Genomic DNA, 18958 nt, shown 5'->3' on the forward strand with positions numbered 1-18958 from the left:
CCCGCCGATGAGCGCGGCGCGCGGCCGCCGCGGCGGGTCGGGCGCGGCGCCGTCGGGCCGGCGGCGCTCCACGGGCCGGCCGCTCTCGGGTGCGGCGTCCCGCCCGGTCCCGGCCGGCTCCCGCTCGGGTGCGGGCATCCGGCCGGAGCCGCGTCGCGCCGTCCGCCGCACCCCGCGGGCGGCGGCCTCCGGCACGCCCCGCCGACCCCTGGTCACGGGCCGCGCGGTGCTGCTGGCCGGCCTGGTCCTGGTGCTGCTGCTGACCCTGGCCGGCCCGGTGCGCCAGTTCCTGGCCGGCCGCGCCGAGCTGACCCGGCTGGCGGCGGAGGGCACCGCGCTGGACCACCGGGCCGAGCAGCTCGAGGAGGAGCTCGAGCGGCAGGCCGACCCGGCCTACACCGTGCGCCAGGCCCGCGAGCGGCTGGCCTACGTGCTGCCCGGTGACCGGCTGGTGGTCGTGGTCGACGGCGAGGCCGTCGAGGGCGACGCCGGCACGGTGCCGGAGCCCGAGGACGGCGAACTGCCCTGGTACGAGGCGCTGCTGCAGTCGGTCGCGGTGGCCGACGGTGACGAGGAGCCCGACGAGTGAGCGAGTTCGCGAGCTCACCGACGGGCACAGCACGGACCGGGACGTGGTCGACGAGCGCCAGCGAGGAGACCACGTGACGGAACCGATCACGCCGGAGGAGCGGGAGGTCGTGGCCCGCCAGCTCGGGCGGCCGCCGCGTGCCCTGCGCGCGGTGGCGCACCGCTGCCCCTGCGGCCAGCCCGACGTCGTGCAGACCTCCCCGCGGCTGGAGGACGGCACCCCGTTCCCGACGCTGTACTACCTGACCTGCCCGCGGGCCGGCGCCGCGGCCAGCCGGCTGGAGTCCACCGGCCGGATGCGGGAGTGGCAGGCCGACCTGGGCACCGACCCGGAGCTCGCCGCCGGCTACCGCGCGGCCCACGAGGCCTACCTGGCCGAGCGCGACGCGTTGGGCGAGCTGCCCACCCGCACCACCGCCGGCGGGATGCCCGACCGCGTCAAGTGCCTGCACGCACTGGCCGCCCACGCGCTCGCCGCCGGCCCGGGGGTCAACCCGGTCGGCGACCGCGCCGTGGCCGAGATGGGGCAGTGGTGGGCCAACGGCCCCTGCGTCCGCACTCCCGAAGACGACGGCCGAGCGAGCACCGCAGGGAGCGCCAGCGACCGAGGAGCGGAACGAGGCCGGAGTCGAGCCGGAGACGAGGAGCGAGCATGACCCGCGTCGCCGCGATCGACTGCGGCACCAACTCCATCCGCCTGCTGGTGGCCGACGTCCCGCCGGAGGGAGCGCACACCGGCCTGCTGCGCCGGATGGAGGTCGTGCGGCTCGGCCAGGGCGTCGACGCCACCGGCCGGCTGGCGCCCGAGGCCATCGAGCGCACCCGGGTGGTGCTGGCGCAGTACGCCGCGCAGGCCCGCGAGCTCGGCGCGACCGCGGTGCGCATGGTCGCCACCAGCGCCAGCCGGGACGCCGCCAACCGCGCCGACTTCGAGGGGATGGTGCTGGCCACGCTGGGTCAGCTGCCCGACGTCGTCCCCGGCGACGAGGAGGCGCGGCTGTCCTTCCTCGGGGCCACCGCCTCGCTGGACGCCGCCGTCGCCGCACACGGCCAGCCGCGGCCGCGCCCGCCGTACCTGGTGGTCGACATCGGCGGCGGGTCCACCGAGTTCGTGCTCGGCGACGCCGGCGGGGTGCGCGCGGCCCGGTCGGTCGACGTCGGCTGCGTGCGCCTCACCGAGCGGCACCTGCACGGCGACCCGCCGTCGGCCGACGAGATCCAGCGCGCCGAGGCCGACATCCGCGCCGCGCTGGCCGACGTGGCCGCCGCCGTCCCGGTGGGGGAGGCCGCGACCCTCGTCGGCCTGGCCGGCTCGGTGACCACCGTCGCCGCGCTCGCCCTCGGGCTGCCGGCCTACGACCCGATGGCCATCCACGGCTCGCGCATCCCGGTGTCCGCCGTCCGCGCGGTGACGGCCGGGCTGCTCACCGCGACGCGGGAGCGGCGCGCCGCGTACCCGGTCATGCACCCGGGCCGGGTCGACGTCATCGGCGCCGGCTCGCTCATCCTGCGGGTGCTCATGGACGCCTTCGCGCTCGACGACGTCGTGGTCAGCGAGCACGACATCCTCGACGGCATCGCGCTGCAGCTGGCCCGCGGAGCGGTCAGGGGGAGCCCTCGTTGAGGCCGGGCGGCAGCTTGCCGGTCAGCGACTGGTAGGCCGCCGCCGCGCCGCGGGCGGCGACGAGCCGGCCGGCCGCCACGGCGACGCCGGACACCGCGGCCCACGCCAGGGCCTCGCCCCAGCCGACGCCCGGCGCGGCCGGGTTCTTGGGCGGCTGGGTTCCGCGCACGGCGTACCACGCGGTGTCGCTGAGCTTCCGGACGGCGATCCCCGCGGGGACGGCCATACCGGTGCCCAGCAGCTTCCAGGTCAGCGGTGCCTTCTGCTTCTTCCTCCGGGCCACCCCGCGATCATGCCGCCCTGCGGCGCACCCGCGCTCGGCCGGGTGGTCTGCTGGTGCGCATGGCAACCGACGCAGCCGGCTTCCCGGTCACCCGCAGCCCGGCCGGGGTCGTCCGCTCGGCGCGGAGCACCCGCGACCTCGCCGTCCTGGACGCCCGGATCTCCGGCTGCCGTGCCTGCCCGCGCCTGGTGGCCTGGCGGGAGGAGGTCGCCTGCGTCAAGCGGGCCTCCTTCCGGCACGAGGAGTACTGGGGTCGCCCGGTGCCGGGGCTCGGCCCGGCCGACGCCCGGATCGCCGTCGTCGGCCTGGCGCCGGCCGCGCACGGCGGCAACCGCACCGGGCGGGTGTTCACCGGCGACCGCAGCGGGGACTGGATCTTCGCCGCGCTGTGGCGGGCCGGCCTGGCCAACCAGCCGACGTCCACGCACATCGGTGACGGGCTGCAGCTCACCGACGTGCGGGTCGCCGCCGCCGTCCGCTGCGCGCCGCCGGCGAACGCCCCCACGCCGGAGGAGCGGGACACCTGCTCACCGTGGCTGGCGCGCGAGCTGGCGCTGCTGCCGCGGCTGCGGGTCGCCGTCGTCCTCGGCGGGTTCGGCTGGACGGCGCTGTGGCCGGTGCTGGCCGGGGCCGGCTACCCGCTGCCCCGGCCGCGGCCGGCGTTCGGGCACGGCGTCGAGGTGTCGCTGGAGGGGCCCCGCGGGCCGCTGACCCTGCTGGGCAGCTACCACGTCAGCCAGCAGAACACCTTCACCGGCAAGCTCACCGAGCCGATGCTGGACGCCGTCCTCGCCCGGGCCACCGAACTGGCCGCGACCCTGCCGGGACCCCCTCCCCGGCCCTAGGCTCGCACCCATGGCGCAACGACCCGTGGTCCTCGTCGTCGGCGGCGGCTACGTCGGCCTCTACACCGCCCTGCGGCTGCAGAAGAAGTTGTCCCGGGGGCGAGCAGAGATCGTCGTCGTGGACCCGCAGCCGCACATGACCTACCAGCCCTTCCTGCCCGAGGCCGCGGCCGGCTCGGTGGAGCCGCGGCACGTCGTGGTGCCGCTGCGCCGGACGCTGCCGCGCTGCCGCGTGGTCACCGGGGCCGTCACCGGCCTGAGCCACGCCGAGAAGCGGGCGCGGATCGCCCCCATCGAGGGCGAGCCCTACGAGCTCCGCTACGACGTCCTGGTGATGGCCGCGGGGTCGGTGGCCCGCACGCTGCCCATCCCCGGGCTGGCCGAGCACGGCATCGGGTTCAAGAACGTCGGCGAGGCCATCTACCTGCGCAACCACGTGCTGGCCCGGTTGGACGCGGCCAGCTCGACCGACGACCCGGAGGTCCGCCGCCGCGCGCTGACCTTCACCTTCGTCGGCGGCGGCTACGCCGGCGTGGAGGCCTTCGCCGAGCTCGAGGACATGGCCCGCTACGCGATCACCCACTACTACCCGCGGCTCTCGACGGCCGACATGCGCTGGGTGCTGGTCGAGGCGATGGGCCGGATCCTGCCCGAGGTGGACCTGGACATGGCCGCCTGGACGGTCAAGCAGCTCACCGCGCGCGGCATGGACGTGCGGCTCAACACCAGGCTGGAGTCGGTCGCCGACGGCTGCCTGGTGAAGCTCTCCGACGGCGACGAGTTCCCCAGTGACACCCTGGTGTGGACGGCGGGCACGAAGCCCAACCCGATGCTGAGGGAGACCGACCTGCCCGTGGACGAGCGCGGGCGGGTCGCCTGTGAGCCCACCCTGCAGGTGCGCGGGGTGGAGGACGCGTGGTCGGCCGGTGACCTCGCCGCCGTCCCGGACCTCACCAAGGAGACCCCCGGCGCGACCACGGCGCCCAACGCGCAGCACGCCGTGCGGCAGGCGAAGCGGCTGGCCGACAACATCGTGGCGACGATCGAGGGCCGCGAGCCGGAGCCCTACCGGCACGCCTACGCCGGCTCGGTGGCCAGCCTGGGCCTGCACAAGGGCGTCGCGCAGGTCTACGGCGTCAAGCTCAAGGGCTGGCCGGCGTGGTTCATGCACCGCACGTACCACGTCAGCCGAGTGCCCACCTTCAACCGCAAGGCACGGGTGGTCGCCGACTGGACGCTGGCCGCGGTGTTCCGCCGCGAGGTCATCTCGCTGGGCCAGCTGCAGGACCCGCGCCGCGAGTTCGTCCAGGCAGCGAACACCGGCCGGACCGGCTCGCTGCCGCCGCCCTCCGCGGAGGACAAGGCCCAGTCGGGCACCATGAGGGCGAGCTGACGCCGGGCCGGCGTCCTCGGCGGCCCCCGTAGCCCAACTGGCAGAGGCAGGCCCCTTAAAAGGGTCCCAGTGTCGGTTCGAACCCGACCGGGGGCACTATCGGGCCGGTACGGACGAGTCGAGGCTTGACCGCGCACCGTCACCCCACGGAGAGTGAGACAGGTCACACTCGGTGTCTCAGCGTTGAGCACCCCGAGAGCAGAGGGGGACCCTGCATGACCCGAACCGACTCCCGCCGGGCACGGATGGTGGCGCTGGGCGCCGCCGGCGCGATGGCCCTGGCGGGCACCGCGGCAGTTGCCGCGCCGGCCGCCGCCGCCCCGGGCGCCGCGCAGGCGTGCGAGAAGCGGGCCAACGACACCGTCGCCGAGCTGACCGACTGCGTGACCCTGGACGGGGTCATGGAGCACCTCGAGGCGTTCCAGGCCATCGCGGACACCCCCGAGAACGCCGGCACCCGGGCGTCCGGGACCCCCGGCTACACCGCCTCGGCCGACTACGTGCAGGAGCGACTCGAGGCCGCGGGCTGGACGGTCACCCGGCAGCAGTTCGAGTTCCCGTTCTTCCAGCAGAGCAGCAGTGCCTTCGCCCAGGTCTCCCCGGATGCAGCCCCGTACACCGAGGGCACCGACTACGCCGTGATGACCTACTCGGGATCCGGTGATGTCACCGCGACCGCCCAGGCGGTCGACATCGCCGTGCCACCGCCGACAGCGGCCAACAGCACCACCAGCGGCTGTGAGGCCGCCGACTTCGAGGGCTTCACCCGCGGCAACATCGCGCTGGTCCAGCGCGGTACCTGCCCCTTCGGCCAGAAGGTCACCAACGCCCAGGCCGCCGGCGCCTCGGCGGTCGTGGTGTTCAACGAGGGCCAGGAGGGTCGCACCGACGTGGTGCAGGGCACGCTCGGCGCGCCCGGGGCCACCATCCCGGCGATCGGCGTCCCGTACGCCCTCGGGTCGACCCTCGACGGTGACACCCTGCGCGTCGCCGTGGAGGCCGTGAGCGAGTTCCGGGACACCGAGAACGTCATCGCCGAGCTGCCCGGGAGCACCACGGACAACGTGGTGATGGCCGGCGCCCACCTCGACTCGGTCGCCGCGGGCCCGGGGATCAACGACAACGGCAGCGGTAGCGCCGCCCTGGTCGAGGTCGCCGAGAACATGGCGGAGGTGGACCTGCCCAACACCGTGCGGTTCGCGTGGTGGGGTGCCGAGGAGCTCGGCCTGCTCGGGTCGAACCACTACGTGGCGTCGCTGAGCCCCGAGCAGCGCGAGGACATCGGGCTGTACCTGAACTTCGACATGGTCGGCTCGCCGAACTTCGCCCGGTTCATCTACGACGGCGACCTGTCGGCCTTCCCGGCCCCCGAGGGCGTGCCGGTGCCGGAGGGCTCGGACCAGATCGAGTACGTGTTCGAGGACTTCTACGAGGAGCAGGAGCTCTTCTACGAGGGCACCGAGTTCAGCGGCCGCAGTGACTACCAGGCCTTCATCCAGGCCGGCATCCCGTCCGGTGGTCTGTTCACGGGCGCCGAGGGCATCAAGCAGCCCTACCAGGCGGAGGCCTACGGCGGGGAGGCCGGCGTCGCGTACGACCCGAACTACCACCAGGTCGGTGACGACATCGCCAACCTCGACCCCGAGGCGCTGGACCAGAACTCCGACGCCATCGCCTACGCGGTGCTGACGCTGGGCTACGACACCCAGCGGGTCAACGGGATGATCGGCAAGCCCGTGCCGGGCGGCACGTTCGAGGGCGACCCCGCAGCCCGCGAGTACCGGCTCTCGGCCGCGCAGGCCAACGGTGGCGGCGGACTGCACGCCGGGCACGATCACGAGCACGTCGGCGAGGAGGTCTGACAAAGGACCCGTCCTCCCCACCCTTCGCAGGCTCAGGGCGGGACCCGGGACAGGGCCCGCCGGGGCCGGTGGCGCTGCGCCACCGGCCCCGTGGCGTCTCCCACACCCCTCGTCCGGGTGTCCAGCCGGCGCCCAGGAACGCGCGGGGCACTCCAGGCGTTGACCTGGACGAGTGGGGTGCAGGACCGTGGACCCCACGACAGCCGGTCACCTCGAGGAGATGACGATGCCCAGCTCCAACCCGGTCTTCGGCCGGGGCCTCCAGAACACGGGTCCTGGCTACGGCCAGCAGTCCACCCCGTGGGGCGGTGCGCCCCAGTACGGCGCTCCGCCGTACGGCGCCCCGCAGTACGGCTACGGGACGCAGGACCCGTACGCCGCGCAGTCGCCGTACGCGCCGCCGACCACCCGCTACATGACGATGGACGACGTCGTCCAGAAGACGGGCCTCTCGTTCCTGGTCACCGTCGTCTCGGCCGCCGTCACCTGGGCGCTGCTCCCGCAGGCGCTGGCGTTCGGACTGGCCCTGCCCGCGGTCCTCGTGGCCCTGGTGCTCGGCCTGGTGATCGCGTTCAAGCAGATCGCCAACCCGGTCGCCACGCTGTCCTACGGCGCGCTGTACGGCATCGCACTCGGTGCCATCAGCGAGGCGTTCAACGCGATCTACCCCGGCATCGTGATGCAGGCGCTGGTCGGCACCTTCGGTGTCTTCGCCGGCATGCTCGTCGTCTACAAGACCGGCGCCATCCGGGTCACCCCCAAGCTGACCCGCTGGATCGTCGGCGCGATGTTCGGTGTCCTGGCACTGGTCCTGGTCAACCTGGTGGCCGGCTTCTTCATCCCCGGCGGCCTGGGCCTGCGTGACGGCGGCACCCTGTCGATCATCTTCAGCCTCGTCGTGATCGGTGTGGCGGCGTTCTCGCTGCTGCTCGACTTCGACATGGCCGACGAGGCGATCCGGCGCGGTGCCCCCGCGAAGTTCGCCTGGTACATCGCCTTCGGCCTGCTCATCACGGTCGTCTGGCTGTACCTGGAGATCCTGCGGCTGCTGTCCTACTTCCAGAACGACTGAGCAAGGACCCCGCTGCCCCCACGCCTCGCACGCTCGGCGCGGGCCCCTGCAGCGGGGCCATCACACGACAGTGGCCCGGTCCCCGCGAGGGGACCGGGCCACTGGCCGTTCCGGGGACTACCGGCGGTCGATCATCCCCTGGGCCGCATACAGGGGCTCCGGCCCCGTCCCGGGTCCCGCCCCGAGCAGGCGAGGGGTGGGGAGGACGGGGCCCTCGTACGAGCGGTGGGGGCGACGGGGTCCTCTGTCAGGACAGGCGCTCGAGGACCATCGCCATGCCCATGCCGCCGCCGACGCACATCGTCTCCAGGCCGAAGGTGGCGTCCCGGGTCTGCAGGCCGTTGATCAGCGTGCCGGTGATGCGGGCGCCGGTCATGCCGAACGGGTGCCCGACGGCGATCGCCCCGCCGTGCACGTTCAGCTTGTCGATGTCGATGCCCAGGTCCCGGTAGCTCGGGATGACCTGTGCGGCGAAGGCCTCGTTGATCTCGACCAGGTCGATGTCACCGATGCTCATCCCGGCCCGCTGCAGCGCGAGCTTGGAGGCGTCGACCGGCCCGTAGCCCATGATCTCGGGCGAGAGTCCGGTGACCGCGGTCGACACGATGCGCGCCAGCGGGGTCAGCCCGAGGTCGCGGGCCTTGGTGTCGCTCATGACGACGACCGCGGCGGCGCCGTCGTTGAGCGGGCAGGCGTTGCCCGCGGTGACCCGGCCGTCGGGGCGGAAGACCGGCTTGAGGCCGGAGATGCCCTCCAGCGTGGTGCCGGCGCGCGGGCTGTCGTCCTTGGTGACCACCGTGCCGTCGGGCGTGGTGACCGGGGTGATCTCCCGCTCCCAGAAGCCGTCGGCGGTGGCCTGCTCGGCCAGGTTCTGGCTGCGGACGGCGAACTCGTCCATCTCCTCGCGGGAGACGTCCTTGAACAGCGCCAGGTTCTCCGCGGTCTGTCCCATGGCGACGTAGATGTCCGGGACCTCGCCGTTGTCCCGGGGGTCGGTCCACGAGTCCGCGCCGCTCTCGGCGGTCTTGGCGACCCGGGCCTGCGCGTTGGCGAACGCGGGGTTCTGGGTGTCGGGCAGCGAGTCGCTGTTGCCCTTCACGAACCGGGACACCATCTCGACGCCCGCGGAGAGGAAGACGTCGCCCTCGCCGGCCTTGATGGCGTGCATGGCCATGCGGGTGGTCTGCAGCGACGACGAGCAGTAGCGGGTGATCGTCGCCCCCGGCAGGTGGTCCATGCCGAGCAGGACGCTGACGACGCGGCCCATGTTGTGGCCCTGCTCCCCGCCGGGGAGGCCGCAGCCGAGGATCAGGTCGTCGATGTCGGTGGGGTCGAGCGCGGGCACCTTGTCGAGGGCCGCGCGCACGATGGTCGCGGTGAGGTCGTCGGGCCGCAGGTCCTTGAGCGAGCCCTTGAACGCGCGGCCGATGGGGGAGCGCGCGGTCGCGACGATGACGGCTTCGGGCATGGGTCCTCCACGATGAGGGGATCCGACGACGGGTCGCCGGACGTCTGGGCGCCCCCGAACCTACTCCCCGGTAGGGTCGATCCGCCTTCAGGCGAGCGGTGTCGCCTCCGCGGCGCGCTCGGCCTGCTCCGGCGTCGGCAGGTCCGGCGGCCGGCGGCGGCGCAGCCGGGCCCACGGGCCCCGCGGACCGGTGTCCGAGCCGCGGACCGCGGTGGCCTGGACCTCGGTGCCGGTCCGGCCGGCGGCCCGGGCGGCGGCCGTCGCGACCGGACGGACGGTGTCGCGGCGCAGGTTGCGCAGCCCCCGGTCGGCCGCGGCCGGCCAGACACCGAGCGCATCGGCGATCGAGGGCAGCAGGACGGCTGCCGCGGCGGCGTAACCGGCGGCGCTGGGGTGGAACTCGTCGACGCTGAACAGGTCCTGGTCCTCGGCGAACGACGGTCCGAGCACCGATCCCAGCGACACGGTGCGCCCGCCGGCCTCGACGACCGCGATGGTCTGGGCGGCGGCCAGCTGCCGGCTCCACCGGCGGGCCAGCCAGCGCAGCGGCCGGCCGATCGGACGCACGGTGCCGAGGTCCGGGCAGGTGCCGACGACGACCTGCGTGCCGGCCTCGGTGAGCCGGCCGACGGCGTCGCGCAGGTGCCGGACGGAGACCTCGGGCGCCGTGCGGCTGGTGACGTCGTTCCCGCCGATCATGATGAGTGCGACGTCGGGGCGCTCCAGGAGGGCCTTGTCGACCTGCTCGCCGAGCTGCCAGGACCGGGCGCCGGACACCGCGAGCCGCACCAGCCGGACGGGGCGCTCGGCCAGCTCGGCCAGCGCCGCGGCGAGCAGCACCCCGGGGGTCTGGGCGGCGCGGTCGACGCCGAGGCCGGCCGCGGTGGAGTCACCGAGGACGGCGAGGACGATCGGCCGGCCGCGCCCGCGGCCGTACACCCCGTCACCAGGGGGCGGGGCGACCTTGACCGTGCGCGACTCCACGTGGCGCCGGGCCGACCGGGCCTGCTGGCGGAGGAGGGCGAGCACCCCGGCCCCGGCCAGGCTCAGCCCGCCGCCGCCGTAGGCGGCCCCCGTGGCCAGCCGCCATGCCGTGGTCGCTCGAGTCACCGCCGCCCTCGTCCCCTCGGAAGTGGTGGACACCTGTCCCTGCAGGCTAACCGCCGCCTACCTTCTCTCCGTGGCCGAATCCCCCGTAGGGGTCACTCACGGTGACCGCGCCCAGCAGATCGTCGGCGTGCTCGTCGACGCCTTCTCCGAGCTCATGACCGCCGACGCGGACGCGTTCCGCACCAAGTTCCGCAAGATGGCGGCCGACCCGTTCGCCTTCTACCGGGGCTCCGCCTGCCTCTTCTACGCCGACATGGCGGAGCTGCCGGACCGCTGGTGCGACGAGCGCACCGGCCGGGTGTGGATCCAGGGCGACCTGCACGCGGAGAACTTCGGCACCTACATGGACGGCGCGGGGCGGATCGTCTTCGATGTCAACGACTTCGACGAGGCCTACGTCGGGCACGTCAGCTGGGACCTGCGCCGGTTCGCGGCCAGCTTCGCGCTGCTGTCCTGGCGCAAGGCCTTCGGCGACGAGGTCATCTCCGACCTGCTGCGGGGCTACCTCACCGCCTACCTCGACCAGGTGGCGGCGTTCACCCGCCTCGACGACGACAAGACCTTCGCCCTCGTCAAGGAGAACACCGAGGGCGCGGTGCACGACGCGATCCTGCGGACGACGGCGCACACCCGCCAGGGCCTGCTGGACCGGATGACCGTCGTCGAGAACCACGAGCGGCGCTTCGCCGACGGCCCGCGCAGCCGCCGGCTGGCCGACCGGGAGCGCGAGGAGGTGCTCGCCGCCCTCGGCCGCTGGAAGCAGACGGTGCACCCGCCGCGCCGGCGCCGCGACGTGACCTACGACGTCAAGGACGTCATCGGGACCGGCGGCTTCGGCATCGGCAGCGCCGGGCTGCCCGCCTACAACGTGCTCATCGAGGGCTACGACCAGGCGCTGGAGAACGACGTCGTCCTCTCCCTCAAGCAGGGCAACGTGCCCGCGCCCAGCCGGATCGTGCGGGACGCCGACATCCGGGCGTCCTTCGAGCACGAGGGCCACCGCACGGCGATCTCCCAGCGCGCCCTGCAGGCCAACGCCTCCCAGTTCCTCGGCCACACCGAGATCGGCGGCGTCGGTTTCGTCGTCCAGGAGCTCTCGCCCTACGAGACGGACCTGGACTGGGAGGACCTCACCGAGCCGGAGCAGATCGCCCCGGTGATGCTCCAGCTGGGGCGGGCCACGGCGAAGGTGCACTGCGTCGGCGACGCCGACAGCGACCACACCCTGGTGCCGTTCCAGACCGAGGAGGCGATCACCGCGATGGTCGGGGACCGGCGCGAGGAGTTCGTCGACGACCTGGTCGCCTTCGCGCACGACTACGCCCGCCGCACGCAGGACGACTTCCGGCTGTTCGTGGACGCCTTCCGCGCCGGGCGGATCCCGGGGATCAGCTCGAGCGGGTCGCACCCGGTGTCTCAGGCCTCGTCCGGAGGCGCGCTGCGAGCTCGGGAGGGTTGAGGGGGGCGAGGTCCTCCACCATGCCGACGTGCGGGCCGATGCCCGGCTTGTCGTACTCGCCGGTGACCACGGTGAAGCCGGCCCGCTCGTAGAACCGGGCCGCGGTCGTGCGGGCGTCGCACCAGACCAGGTCGGCGCCGCGAGCCGCGACCCGGGCCAGCCCCTCGGCCAGCAGTGCCCGGCCGGCCCCGGACCCGCGCACGGCGGGCTCGGTCGCCATCCCGCGCAGCTGCCAGGGGGCTCGTGCCTCCGGGCGCCAGGGGCAGGGTGCGGGCGAGAAGCGGACGACGCCGACGACCCTGCCCGCTGCGTTCCGGGCGGCCAGGTGGAAGGTCGCCGGGTCGTCGTCGCCCGGCCAGACGACGTCCCCACCACCGGGCCGGAGGACCGCGCGCCGCAGGTCATGGGTGACGTGGGCCGCGACCTCCTCGACGGTGACGGGGGTCGCCTGGCCGGTCACCCAGCCAGTCTGCCCCGGCGGGACCGGCGATCCCGCCGGCCCCCTCCCGGGTCCCGCCCCGAGCGGAGCGAGGCGTGGGGAGGAGGGGGTCCCACAACGGGGGGTGAGGAGGACGGCGTCCTCCCTCAGCGGGCCCGGCGGCCTCGCCGCGTACGCAGGTAGTCGGCGACGACGTACTCGCCGAGCCGCTCGCTGTCCGGGGTGAACACCCGCCCGCCGGCCCGCTGGGTGATGTCGTGGACGAAGTGCACCAGCCCGGGCTCCGGGTCGAGGGCGAAGACGTTCATGGTCGCCCCGGACCGGGCCACCCGCTCCACCTCGGCGACGGTGCGCGCGATCGTCTCCGGCATCGGCGGCCAGCAGAAGAACGGCGTCCCGTCGTCCTCCAGGTGGGCGGTCGGCTCGCCGTCGGTGACCACGAGCACCACCGGCTCGGCGTCCCGGTGCCGGGCCAGGAAGCGCCGGGCCAGCATCAGCCCGTGCTGCAGGTTGGTGCCCTGCAGCGTGTCCACGCTCAACTCGGCGAGGGTCTCCGGGCGCAGCACCTGCGCGGTGGAGGAGAAGCCGATGATCTGGATGGCGTCCTGCGGGAACCGGGTGGTCACCAGGGAGTGCAGCGCCATCGCCGTCGACTTGGCCGCGCCCCAGGTGCCGCGCAGGGCCATCGAGTAGGAGAGGTCGACCAGCAGCGCGACCGCGGCCCCGGTGCGCCGCTCGGTCTCGACGACCTCGAAGTCCTCGACGGCGATCCGCACGTGCCGGTCCCGCTCGGCGCGGGGCTCGTGCGCGGTGCGCAGGACGGCGTTCTTGACCGTCCGGACGACGTCCAGCGGCTGCTCGTCGCCGAACCGCCACTCCCGCGAGCTGCCGGTCAGCTCCCCGGCCGCGCCCGCGTCGGCGACGTCGTGCTCGCCGCGGCCGGTGGCATCGAGCTGGGCGAACACCCGGCGCAGCGCGGTCGCGCCCAGCCGGCGTACGGCCTTGGGGGACAGCTCGAGCTTCCCGTCGGAGCGGTTGAGGTAGCCCTGCCGCTCCAGCTCGCGCTCCATCCGGCGCAGCGCGGCGAGGTCGTCGACCGCCGGCCGGCCCAGCGCCCGCTCGAGCAGCTCCTCGTCGACGTCGGCCAGCGAGGCCCCGGCGTAACCCTGGGAGAGCTGGTTGGACAGCGCCTCCAGGTCGGCCAGCTCGGCGACGGCGCTGGTGGCGTCGCCCATGCCGAGGGACTGCTCGCCGTCGGGCACCTGCCCGCGCTGCCCCCAGGGCAGGTCGGGCCGGGCCTGGCGGAGGGCGTCCTGCAGGTGGGCCATCTCGCTGGCCAGGCCCATGTCCTGCATCGTCTGCGCCATCAGGTCGGCCAGCTCGGCCCGCTGCTCGGGCGAGAGGCCGGCCATCATCCGCTCCTGGGCGGCCGCCCGGCGGGCCAGCTGGTCGATCAGGTCCTCGACCGACTGCGGGTCGTCGGGGAAGAACTGCCCGTGCTTCTCCATGAACTCCCGGAACTGCTCGTCGGTGTCCTCCCCGCGGTTGTGCGCGTCGATGAGCTGCGAGAGGTCGGCGACCATGTCCTTGACCGCCTGCACGTCGCCCTCGGAGGCGTTCTCCAGCGCCTGCTTCATCGAGGCGAAGGAGCTGTCGAGCACCTCGCGCCGCAGCAGGTCCTGGATCTGCTCGTAGGCCTGCCGGGCCTCCGCGGAGCGCCAGTCGTACTCCTTGAGCGCCCGGACGGCGCCCGCGGTGTCCTCGGGCAGCGCGTCGAGCTCGGCCTCCGCCAGGCGAGCCATGTCGTCCGGGTCGGGGAACAGCTCCCGCCGCTCGGCCTCGACGGCGCGGTCGAGCAGCTCCCGGACCTCCTGCAGGGTGCCGTCCATCCGCCCCGCGTTGCGCGCCTGCCGCAGCCGCTCGCGGACCGACCGGCGCAGCTCGTCCAGCCCGCGCCGCCCGTCCATGCCGCGGCGCAGCAGCTCCCGCAGCGCCTCGCGCACGCCGCTGCCGCCGAGCACCGAGTCGCCGATCTCGTCGACCGCGCTGCCCAGGTCGTAGGGCGGGGCCAGCGGGTCGGGCCCGCCCCGCCAGCGCCCGTACCGGTAGCCCTTCCCGGGCCTCCTGACCACCTCAGGCCCCGTACACGGTGCGCGCGCCGTCGGTGTCCTTGGCCAGTCGCCGGGTCAGGTAGAGCCCCTCGAGGGCGAACTCCACCGCGGCGGCGGCCTGCTCGGCCGACTGCTCGCCCTCGGGCACGCCCAGCCGGCCCAGCAGCTCCGCCAGCCTCGGGATGGTGCCCAGCTGGCCGAGGAGCGCGGCGGCCGGCACCAGCTCGCCGGACTCCACGGTCTCCCCGCCGGTGAAGTGCTCCTGCAGGCCGGTCAGGTCCAGCCCGGCGCAGCGGGCCCGGAAGGTCTGCGCGGTCGCCTGGCGTAGCAGGTGCTCGAGCACCTCGGTCTCGCGTTCGTCGTCCGGGTCGGCGCCGGAGTCGGCGAACTCGACCTTGCCCCGGCTGGCCGGGACGATGCTGGGCAGGTCGACGACGCGGGCGACCGGCCGGGTCTCCCCGGCGACGGCGGCCCGGCGGACGGCGGAGGCGGCCACCGTCTCCAGCCCCGCGATGGCGAACCGGGCGCTGACGCCGGAGCGCTGGTCGACGTGGTTGGAGTCGCGCACCAGCCGGGTGAAGCGGGCGACGATCTCCACCAGGTGCTCGGGCACCAGCGGTGTCTCCAGCTGCTCACCGCCGGGTCGGCCGCCACCCGCCCCGCCGTCGAGCCAGCTGGTGTGCGCCTCCTGGGTCAGCAGGCGCACCTCGTCGGCCAGCTCGATCGGATAGTGGGTGCGCACCTCCGCGCCGAAGCGGTCCTTGAGCGGGGTGATGATCCGGCCGCGGTTGGTGTAGTCCTCGGGGTTGGCGCTGGCGACTAGCAGCAGGTCCAACGGCAGCCGCACCCGGTAGCCGCGGATCTGGATGTCGCGCTCCTCCAGCACGTTGAGCAGCGCGACCTGGATGCGCTCGGCGAGGTCGGGCAGCTCGTTGACGCTGAAGATGCCCCGGTTCGTGCGCGGCACCAGGCCGTAGTGCACCGTCTCGGGGTCGCCCAGGGTGCGGCCCTCGGCCACCTTGATCGGGTCGACGTCGCCGATGAGGTCGCCGACGCTGGTGTCCGGGGTGGCCAGCTTCTCGCCGAAGCGCTCGCTGCGGTGCAGCCAGCCGACGGGCGTGGCGTCGCCGTGCTCGGCGATCTGCCGGTGCGCCCACACGCTGATCGGGGCCAGCGGGTGCTCGTTGAGCTCGCTGCCGGTGAGCACCGGCGTCCACTCGTCGAGCAGCCCCACCAGGGTGCGGATCAGCCGGGTCTTGCCCTGGCCGCGCTCACCCAGCAGGACCAGGTCGTGGCCGGCGATGAGGGCCCGCTCGACCTCGGGGACGACCGTGTCCTCGAAGCCGACGATGCCGGGCAGGGACGGCTCGCCGGCGGCCAGGCGGGCGAGCAGGTTGGCGCGGATCTCGGCCTTGACCGGCCGGGGGGTGGCCCCGCTGTCGCGGAGCTCGCCGAGGGTCGTGGGTGCAGGGGGAGCGGAGGCGGGAACGCCGGGGTCCGTCACCCCAGCCACGGTACGACGCGACCGGCGGCACGGGCACCCGTCCGTCGCTGCCACCTGGGCCTCCGTGCTGCGAAGATCGGCCCATGGTGGCTGGAGAGCTGCGGCAGGACGGCGTCGCGCTGGTCGGCGGAGCGGACGTGGAGGCCGCGGCGGCACTGCTGGACGGCGTCGTCCGGCACACGCCGCTGGAGCACTCGCGGGCGCTGGCCGAGCGGGTCGGCGGGCCGGTGTGGCTCAAGTGCGAGAACCTGCAGCGCACCGGCTCGTTCAAGATCCGCGGCGCCTACACCCGGCTGGCGCGGCTGTCGGCCGAGGAGCGGGGCCGGGGTGTTGTCGCCGCCAGCGCCGGCAACCACGCGCAGGGCGTCGCCCTGGCCGCACAGCTGCTGGGCATCCGGGCGACGGTCTTCATGCCGCAGAGCGCGCCGCTGCCCAAGGTGGCGGCCACCCGCGGCTACGGCGCCGAGGCCCGGCTGGGTGGCGCCTCGCTGACCGAGGCCCTGGCGGCGGCCGCCGAGCACGCGCAGCGGACCGGCGCGGTCTTCATCCACCCGTTCGACCACCCCGACGTGATCGCCGGGCAGGGGACGGTCGGGCTGGAGGTCCTCGACCAGTGCCCCGACGTGGCCACGGTCGTCATCTGCACCGGTGGCGGAGGGCTGGTCTCCGGCGTCGCGGCCGCGGTGCGGGCCCGCCGTCCCGACGTCCGGGTGGTCGGCGTGCAGGCCGCGGCGGCCGCCGCCTTCCCCGGGTCGCTGGCCGCCGGCCGGCCGGTGGCGCTGACGGGGATGACCACGATGGCCGACGGCATCGCCGTCGGCGCGCCCGGGGAGCTGACGTTCGCGCACGTCCGCGACCTGGTCGACGAGGTGCGCACGGTCAGCGAGGAGGCCCTCTCGCAGGCGCTGCTGTTCTGCCTGGAGCGGGCGAAGCTCGTCGTCGAGCCGGCCGGGGTGGCCGCCGTCGCCGCCGTGCTCGCCGACCCGGCCGACTTCCCGCCGCCCGTCGTCGCGGTCGTCTCCGGCGGCAACATCGACCCGGTGCTGCTGCTCAAGGTGGTGCAGCACGGCATGGCCGCGGCCGGGCGCTACCAGTCGCTGCGGCTGCGGGTGCCCGACCGGCCGGGGTCGCTGGCCGCGGTGCTCGCGGAGCTGGCCCAGGTCGGCGCCAACGTGCTGGAGGTCGAGCACGAGCGGACGGCGACCCGGCTGGGGCTCGGCGAGGTGGAGGTGTTCGTCGTCCTGGAGACCCGCGGGCCCGAGCACGCCGAGGAGGTGCTGGCCCGGCTCGACCGGGCCGGGTACACGGCGACCACCGGCTGAGAGGACCCTCCTGCGAGGGCGCCGGAAAACCGGTCGGGAAGCGTCAGCCTCGCCACATAGTTTCCCGGTCATGACCGACGCGATAGTCGTCGAGGGGCTGGTGAAGCGCTTCGGCGCGACGACGGCCCTCGACGGGGTGGACCTGACCGTGGCCGAGGGCACCGTCCTCGGGCTCCTCGGTCCCAACGGCGCGGGCAAGACGACGGTGGTGCGGATCCTCACCACGCTGCTGCGGGCCGACGAGGGTCGGGTGCAGGTGGCCGGCCTCGACGTGGTGGACGACGCCGACGCGGTGCGTGCCTCGATCGGGCTGACCGGCCAGTACGCCGCCGTCGACGAGTACCTCACCGGCCTCGAGAACCTGGAGATGGTCGGCCGGCTCTACCGGCTGGGCAAGCGCGAGGCGCGGGCCCGGGCCGGTGAGCTGCTGGAGCGCTTCGACCTCACCGGGGCGGCCGACCGGCCGGCCAAGACCTACTCCGGGGGGATGCGCCGGCGGCTGGACATCGCCGCCTCGCTCATCGCCCGGCCGCGGGTCCTCTTCCTGGACGAGCCGACGACGGGGCTGGACCCGCGCAGCCGCCTGGGCATGTGGGAGTTCATCGCCGACCTCGCCGACGGCGGGACGACGATCCTGCTCACCACCCAGTACCTGGAGGAGGCCGACCGGCTGGCCGACCGGATGGTGGTCATCGACCGGGGTCGGGCGATCGCCCGCGGCACCGCCGACGAGCTCAAGGCGCAGGTCGGCGGTCAACGGCTGGAGTTCACCGTGACGACGGCGGCCGTCCTGCCCGACATCCTGGCGCGGCTGCGTGGGCTGGCCGTCGACGAGCCGCACGTCGACGAGCAGGCGCGCCGGCTGAGCCTGCCGGTCAGCGGCGGCGCCGAGGTCCTGGCCGAGGCCCTGCAGCGGCTCGACGGTCACACCACCGAGATCTTCGACGTGGGTCTGCGCCGTCCCGATCTCGACGACGTCTTCCTCGCCCTCACCGGGCACGCGGCGGAGGAGCCGGTCACCGACGACGACCGACCGGCCCAGCCGGTCGTCACCGGGGGGATGGCATGAGCAGCCTCGCGGCGACGCTGTCCGACAGCGTCGTCATCACCAAGCGCAACCTGATCAAGGTCAAGCGGGTGCCGGACCTGATCGTCTTCGCGACGCTCTCGCCGATCATGTTCGTGGTGCTGTTCCGCTACGTGTTCGGCGGCGCGATCGGCGGGTTGCCGCCGGGCATCAGCTATGCGGAGTTCCTGCTGCCGGGGATCTTCGCGCAGACGGTCGTCTTCGGGTCGACCACGACCGGCGCGAGCATCGCCGAGGACCTGCAGAAGGGGCTGATCGACCGGTTCCGCTCCCTGCCCATGTCCCGCTCGGCCGTGCTCGTCGGGCGGACGGTCGCTGATTCCGGGCTCAACGTCATCTCCATCGCCGTCATGGCCGTGACCGGCCTGGTCGTCGGCTGGCGGATCAACTCGTCGCTCGGGGAGGCGCTCGCCGGGTTCCTGGTGCTGCTGGTCTTCGCCTACGCGATCTCGTGGCTGATGGCGGTGGTCGGGTTGCTGGTCCGGACGCCGGAGGTCGTCAACAACGCCAGCTTCATCGTCATCTTCCCGCTGACGTTCATCGCCAACACCTTCGTGCCGCTGGAGACCTTCCCCTCGGCGCTGCGGGTCTTCGCCGAGTGGAACCCCGTCTCGACGGTCACCCTGGCGTCGCGGGAGCTGTTCGGCAACGTGCCACCGGGCACCCCGGTGCCCGACGCCTGGTCACTGCAGAACCCGGTGCTCTACACGCTCATCTGGACGGCGCTCATCCTGGCCGTGTTCGTCCCGCTCTCCGTGCGGCTCTACCAGCGCACGGCGACGCGATGACGT

Annotated in this window: 17 protein-coding genes and 1 tRNA gene; 12 read left to right on the top strand and 6 right to left on the bottom strand. The window is 74.2% G+C overall.

What is annotated here, in order from left to right:
- Positions 1-7 precede the first annotated feature (7 nt).
- The 3 genes from GOBS_RS04575 (at position 8) to GOBS_RS04585 (ending at position 2212) form a co-directional block, all read left to right on the top strand.
- Positions 8-589, top strand: coding sequence for a septum formation initiator family protein (locus GOBS_RS04575; protein ID WP_012947124.1), 582 nt, complete (start codon positions 8-10; stop codon positions 587-589).
- A gap of 73 nt (positions 590-662) precedes the next feature.
- Positions 663-1244 carry a DUF501 domain-containing protein gene (locus GOBS_RS04580; protein WP_012947125.1) on the top strand — a complete coding sequence of 194 codons (582 nt, stop codon included), beginning with the start codon at positions 663-665 and terminating at the stop codon, positions 1242-1244.
- Positions 1241-2212, top strand: a complete 972-nt coding sequence (locus GOBS_RS04585) for a Ppx/GppA phosphatase family protein (protein WP_012947126.1) — start codon at positions 1241-1243, stop codon at positions 2210-2212. The genes GOBS_RS04580 and GOBS_RS04585 overlap by 4 nt, the downstream gene beginning before the upstream one ends.
- Here GOBS_RS04585 and GOBS_RS04590 read toward each other — a convergent pair.
- A complete protein-coding gene (locus GOBS_RS04590; RefSeq protein ID WP_012947127.1) occupies positions 2193-2495 on the bottom strand; it encodes a DUF4235 domain-containing protein in 303 nt (100 codons plus the stop codon). The genes GOBS_RS04585 and GOBS_RS04590 overlap by 20 nt on opposite strands.
- Before the next feature lie 59 nt (positions 2496-2554).
- Between GOBS_RS04590 and GOBS_RS04595 the strand changes: the two genes are divergently transcribed.
- The 5 genes from GOBS_RS04595 to GOBS_RS04615 all read left to right on the top strand — a co-directional run bounded on the left by GOBS_RS04595 (position 2555) and on the right by GOBS_RS04615 (position 7667).
- On the top strand, positions 2555-3340 hold the full coding sequence (locus tag GOBS_RS04595) for a uracil-DNA glycosylase (RefSeq protein ID WP_012947128.1): 786 nt from the start codon (positions 2555-2557) through the stop codon (positions 3338-3340).
- Positions 3341-3350: 10 nt separating this feature from the next.
- Entirely contained in the window at positions 3351-4733 is a 1383-nt protein-coding gene (locus GOBS_RS04600; RefSeq protein WP_012947129.1) for an NAD(P)/FAD-dependent oxidoreductase, read from the top strand.
- 22 nt (positions 4734-4755) lie between these two features.
- Positions 4756-4829 (top strand) — tRNA-Leu (locus GOBS_RS04605).
- Between the two features lie 119 nt (positions 4830-4948).
- Complete coding sequence (locus GOBS_RS04610) at positions 4949-6595, top strand: M28 family peptidase (protein ID WP_012947130.1); 1647 nt, start codon at positions 4949-4951, stop codon at positions 6593-6595.
- A 226-nt stretch (positions 6596-6821) separates the two neighbouring features.
- Entirely contained in the window at positions 6822-7667 is an 846-nt protein-coding gene (locus GOBS_RS04615) for a Bax inhibitor-1/YccA family protein (protein WP_012947131.1), read from the top strand.
- A gap of 247 nt (positions 7668-7914) precedes the next feature.
- Here the strand turns inward: GOBS_RS04615 and GOBS_RS04620 are convergent, their stop codons facing one another.
- Entirely contained in the window at positions 7915-9135 is a 1221-nt protein-coding gene (locus GOBS_RS04620; RefSeq protein WP_012947132.1) for an acetyl-CoA C-acetyltransferase, read from the bottom strand.
- Positions 9136-9222: 87 nt separating this feature from the next.
- Positions 9223-10245, bottom strand: coding sequence for an SGNH/GDSL hydrolase family protein (locus GOBS_RS04625; RefSeq protein WP_012947133.1), 1023 nt, complete (start codon positions 10243-10245; stop codon positions 9223-9225).
- 70 nt (positions 10246-10315) lie between these two features.
- On the opposite strand from GOBS_RS04625, the gene GOBS_RS04630 reads away from it, so the two are divergent.
- Entirely contained in the window at positions 10316-11704 is a 1389-nt protein-coding gene (locus GOBS_RS04630) for a DUF2252 domain-containing protein (protein WP_012947134.1), read from the top strand.
- On the opposite strand, the gene GOBS_RS04635 is transcribed toward GOBS_RS04630, so the two are convergent.
- The 3 genes from GOBS_RS04635 to GOBS_RS04645 form a co-directional block, all read right to left on the bottom strand.
- The gene (locus GOBS_RS04635) at positions 11634-12164 is read right to left on the bottom strand and encodes a GNAT family N-acetyltransferase (RefSeq protein WP_012947135.1); all 531 of its coding nucleotides are present in this window, start codon (positions 12162-12164) and stop codon (positions 11634-11636) included. The two genes, GOBS_RS04630 and GOBS_RS04635, sit on opposite strands and share 71 nt — an antisense overlap.
- A 125-nt stretch (positions 12165-12289) precedes the next feature.
- Complete coding sequence (locus GOBS_RS04640) at positions 12290-14275, bottom strand: VWA domain-containing protein (protein WP_012947136.1); 1986 nt, start codon at positions 14273-14275, stop codon at positions 12290-12292.
- 1 nt (position 14276) lies between these two features.
- Positions 14277-15758, bottom strand: coding sequence for a sigma 54-interacting transcriptional regulator (locus GOBS_RS04645; RefSeq protein ID WP_041241338.1), 1482 nt, complete (start codon positions 15756-15758; stop codon positions 14277-14279).
- Positions 15759-15841: 83 nt separating this feature from the next.
- On the opposite strand from GOBS_RS04645, the gene ilvA reads away from it, so the two are divergent.
- The 3 genes from ilvA to GOBS_RS04660 all read left to right on the top strand — a co-directional run bounded on the left by ilvA (position 15842) and on the right by GOBS_RS04660 (position 18955).
- Positions 15842-17080 carry a threonine ammonia-lyase gene (gene ilvA, locus GOBS_RS04650; protein ID WP_012947138.1) on the top strand — a complete coding sequence of 413 codons (1239 nt, stop codon included), beginning with the start codon at positions 15842-15844 and terminating at the stop codon, positions 17078-17080.
- A gap of 70 nt (positions 17081-17150) precedes the next feature.
- Positions 17151-18149, top strand: coding sequence for a daunorubicin resistance protein DrrA family ABC transporter ATP-binding protein (locus tag GOBS_RS04655; protein ID WP_012947139.1), 999 nt, complete (start codon positions 17151-17153; stop codon positions 18147-18149).
- The gene (locus GOBS_RS04660) at positions 18146-18955 is read left to right on the top strand and encodes an ABC transporter permease (protein WP_012947140.1); all 810 of its coding nucleotides are present in this window, start codon (positions 18146-18148) and stop codon (positions 18953-18955) included. Before GOBS_RS04655 ends, GOBS_RS04660 begins: the two co-directional genes overlap by 4 nt.
- The last annotated feature ends 3 nt before the right edge of the window (positions 18956-18958 follow it).

Origin of the sequence: Geodermatophilus obscurus DSM 43160 (genome assembly GCF_000025345.1) — a bacterium.
Lineage (GTDB): Bacteria > Actinomycetota > Actinomycetes > Mycobacteriales > Geodermatophilaceae > Geodermatophilus > Geodermatophilus obscurus.

What these genes read in the sequence shown, in the direction of transcription:
- GOBS_RS04575 (WP_012947124.1), top strand. Translation starts at nt 8, where the DNA reads ATGAGCGCGGCGCGCGGCCGCCGCGGCGGGTCGGGCGCGGCGCCGTCG.
- GOBS_RS04585 (WP_012947126.1), top strand. Translation starts at nt 1,241, where the DNA reads ATGACCCGCGTCGCCGCGATCGACTGCGGCACCAACTCCATCCGCCTG.
- GOBS_RS04595 (WP_012947128.1), top strand. Translation starts at nt 2,555, where the DNA reads ATGGCAACCGACGCAGCCGGCTTCCCGGTCACCCGCAGCCCGGCCGGG.
- GOBS_RS04600 (WP_012947129.1), top strand. Translation starts at nt 3,351, where the DNA reads ATGGCGCAACGACCCGTGGTCCTCGTCGTCGGCGGCGGCTACGTCGGC.
- GOBS_RS04610 (WP_012947130.1), top strand. Translation starts at nt 4,949, where the DNA reads ATGACCCGAACCGACTCCCGCCGGGCACGGATGGTGGCGCTGGGCGCC.
- GOBS_RS04615 (WP_012947131.1), top strand. Translation starts at nt 6,822, where the DNA reads ATGCCCAGCTCCAACCCGGTCTTCGGCCGGGGCCTCCAGAACACGGGT.
- GOBS_RS04620 (WP_012947132.1), bottom strand. Translation starts at nt 9,135, where the DNA reads ATGCCCGAAGCCGTCATCGTCGCGACCGCGCGCTCCCCCATCGGCCGC.
- ilvA (WP_012947138.1), top strand. Translation starts at nt 15,842, where the DNA reads ATGGTGGCTGGAGAGCTGCGGCAGGACGGCGTCGCGCTGGTCGGCGGA.
- GOBS_RS04655 (WP_012947139.1), top strand. Translation starts at nt 17,151, where the DNA reads ATGACCGACGCGATAGTCGTCGAGGGGCTGGTGAAGCGCTTCGGCGCG.
- GOBS_RS04660 (WP_012947140.1), top strand. Translation starts at nt 18,146, where the DNA reads ATGAGCAGCCTCGCGGCGACGCTGTCCGACAGCGTCGTCATCACCAAG.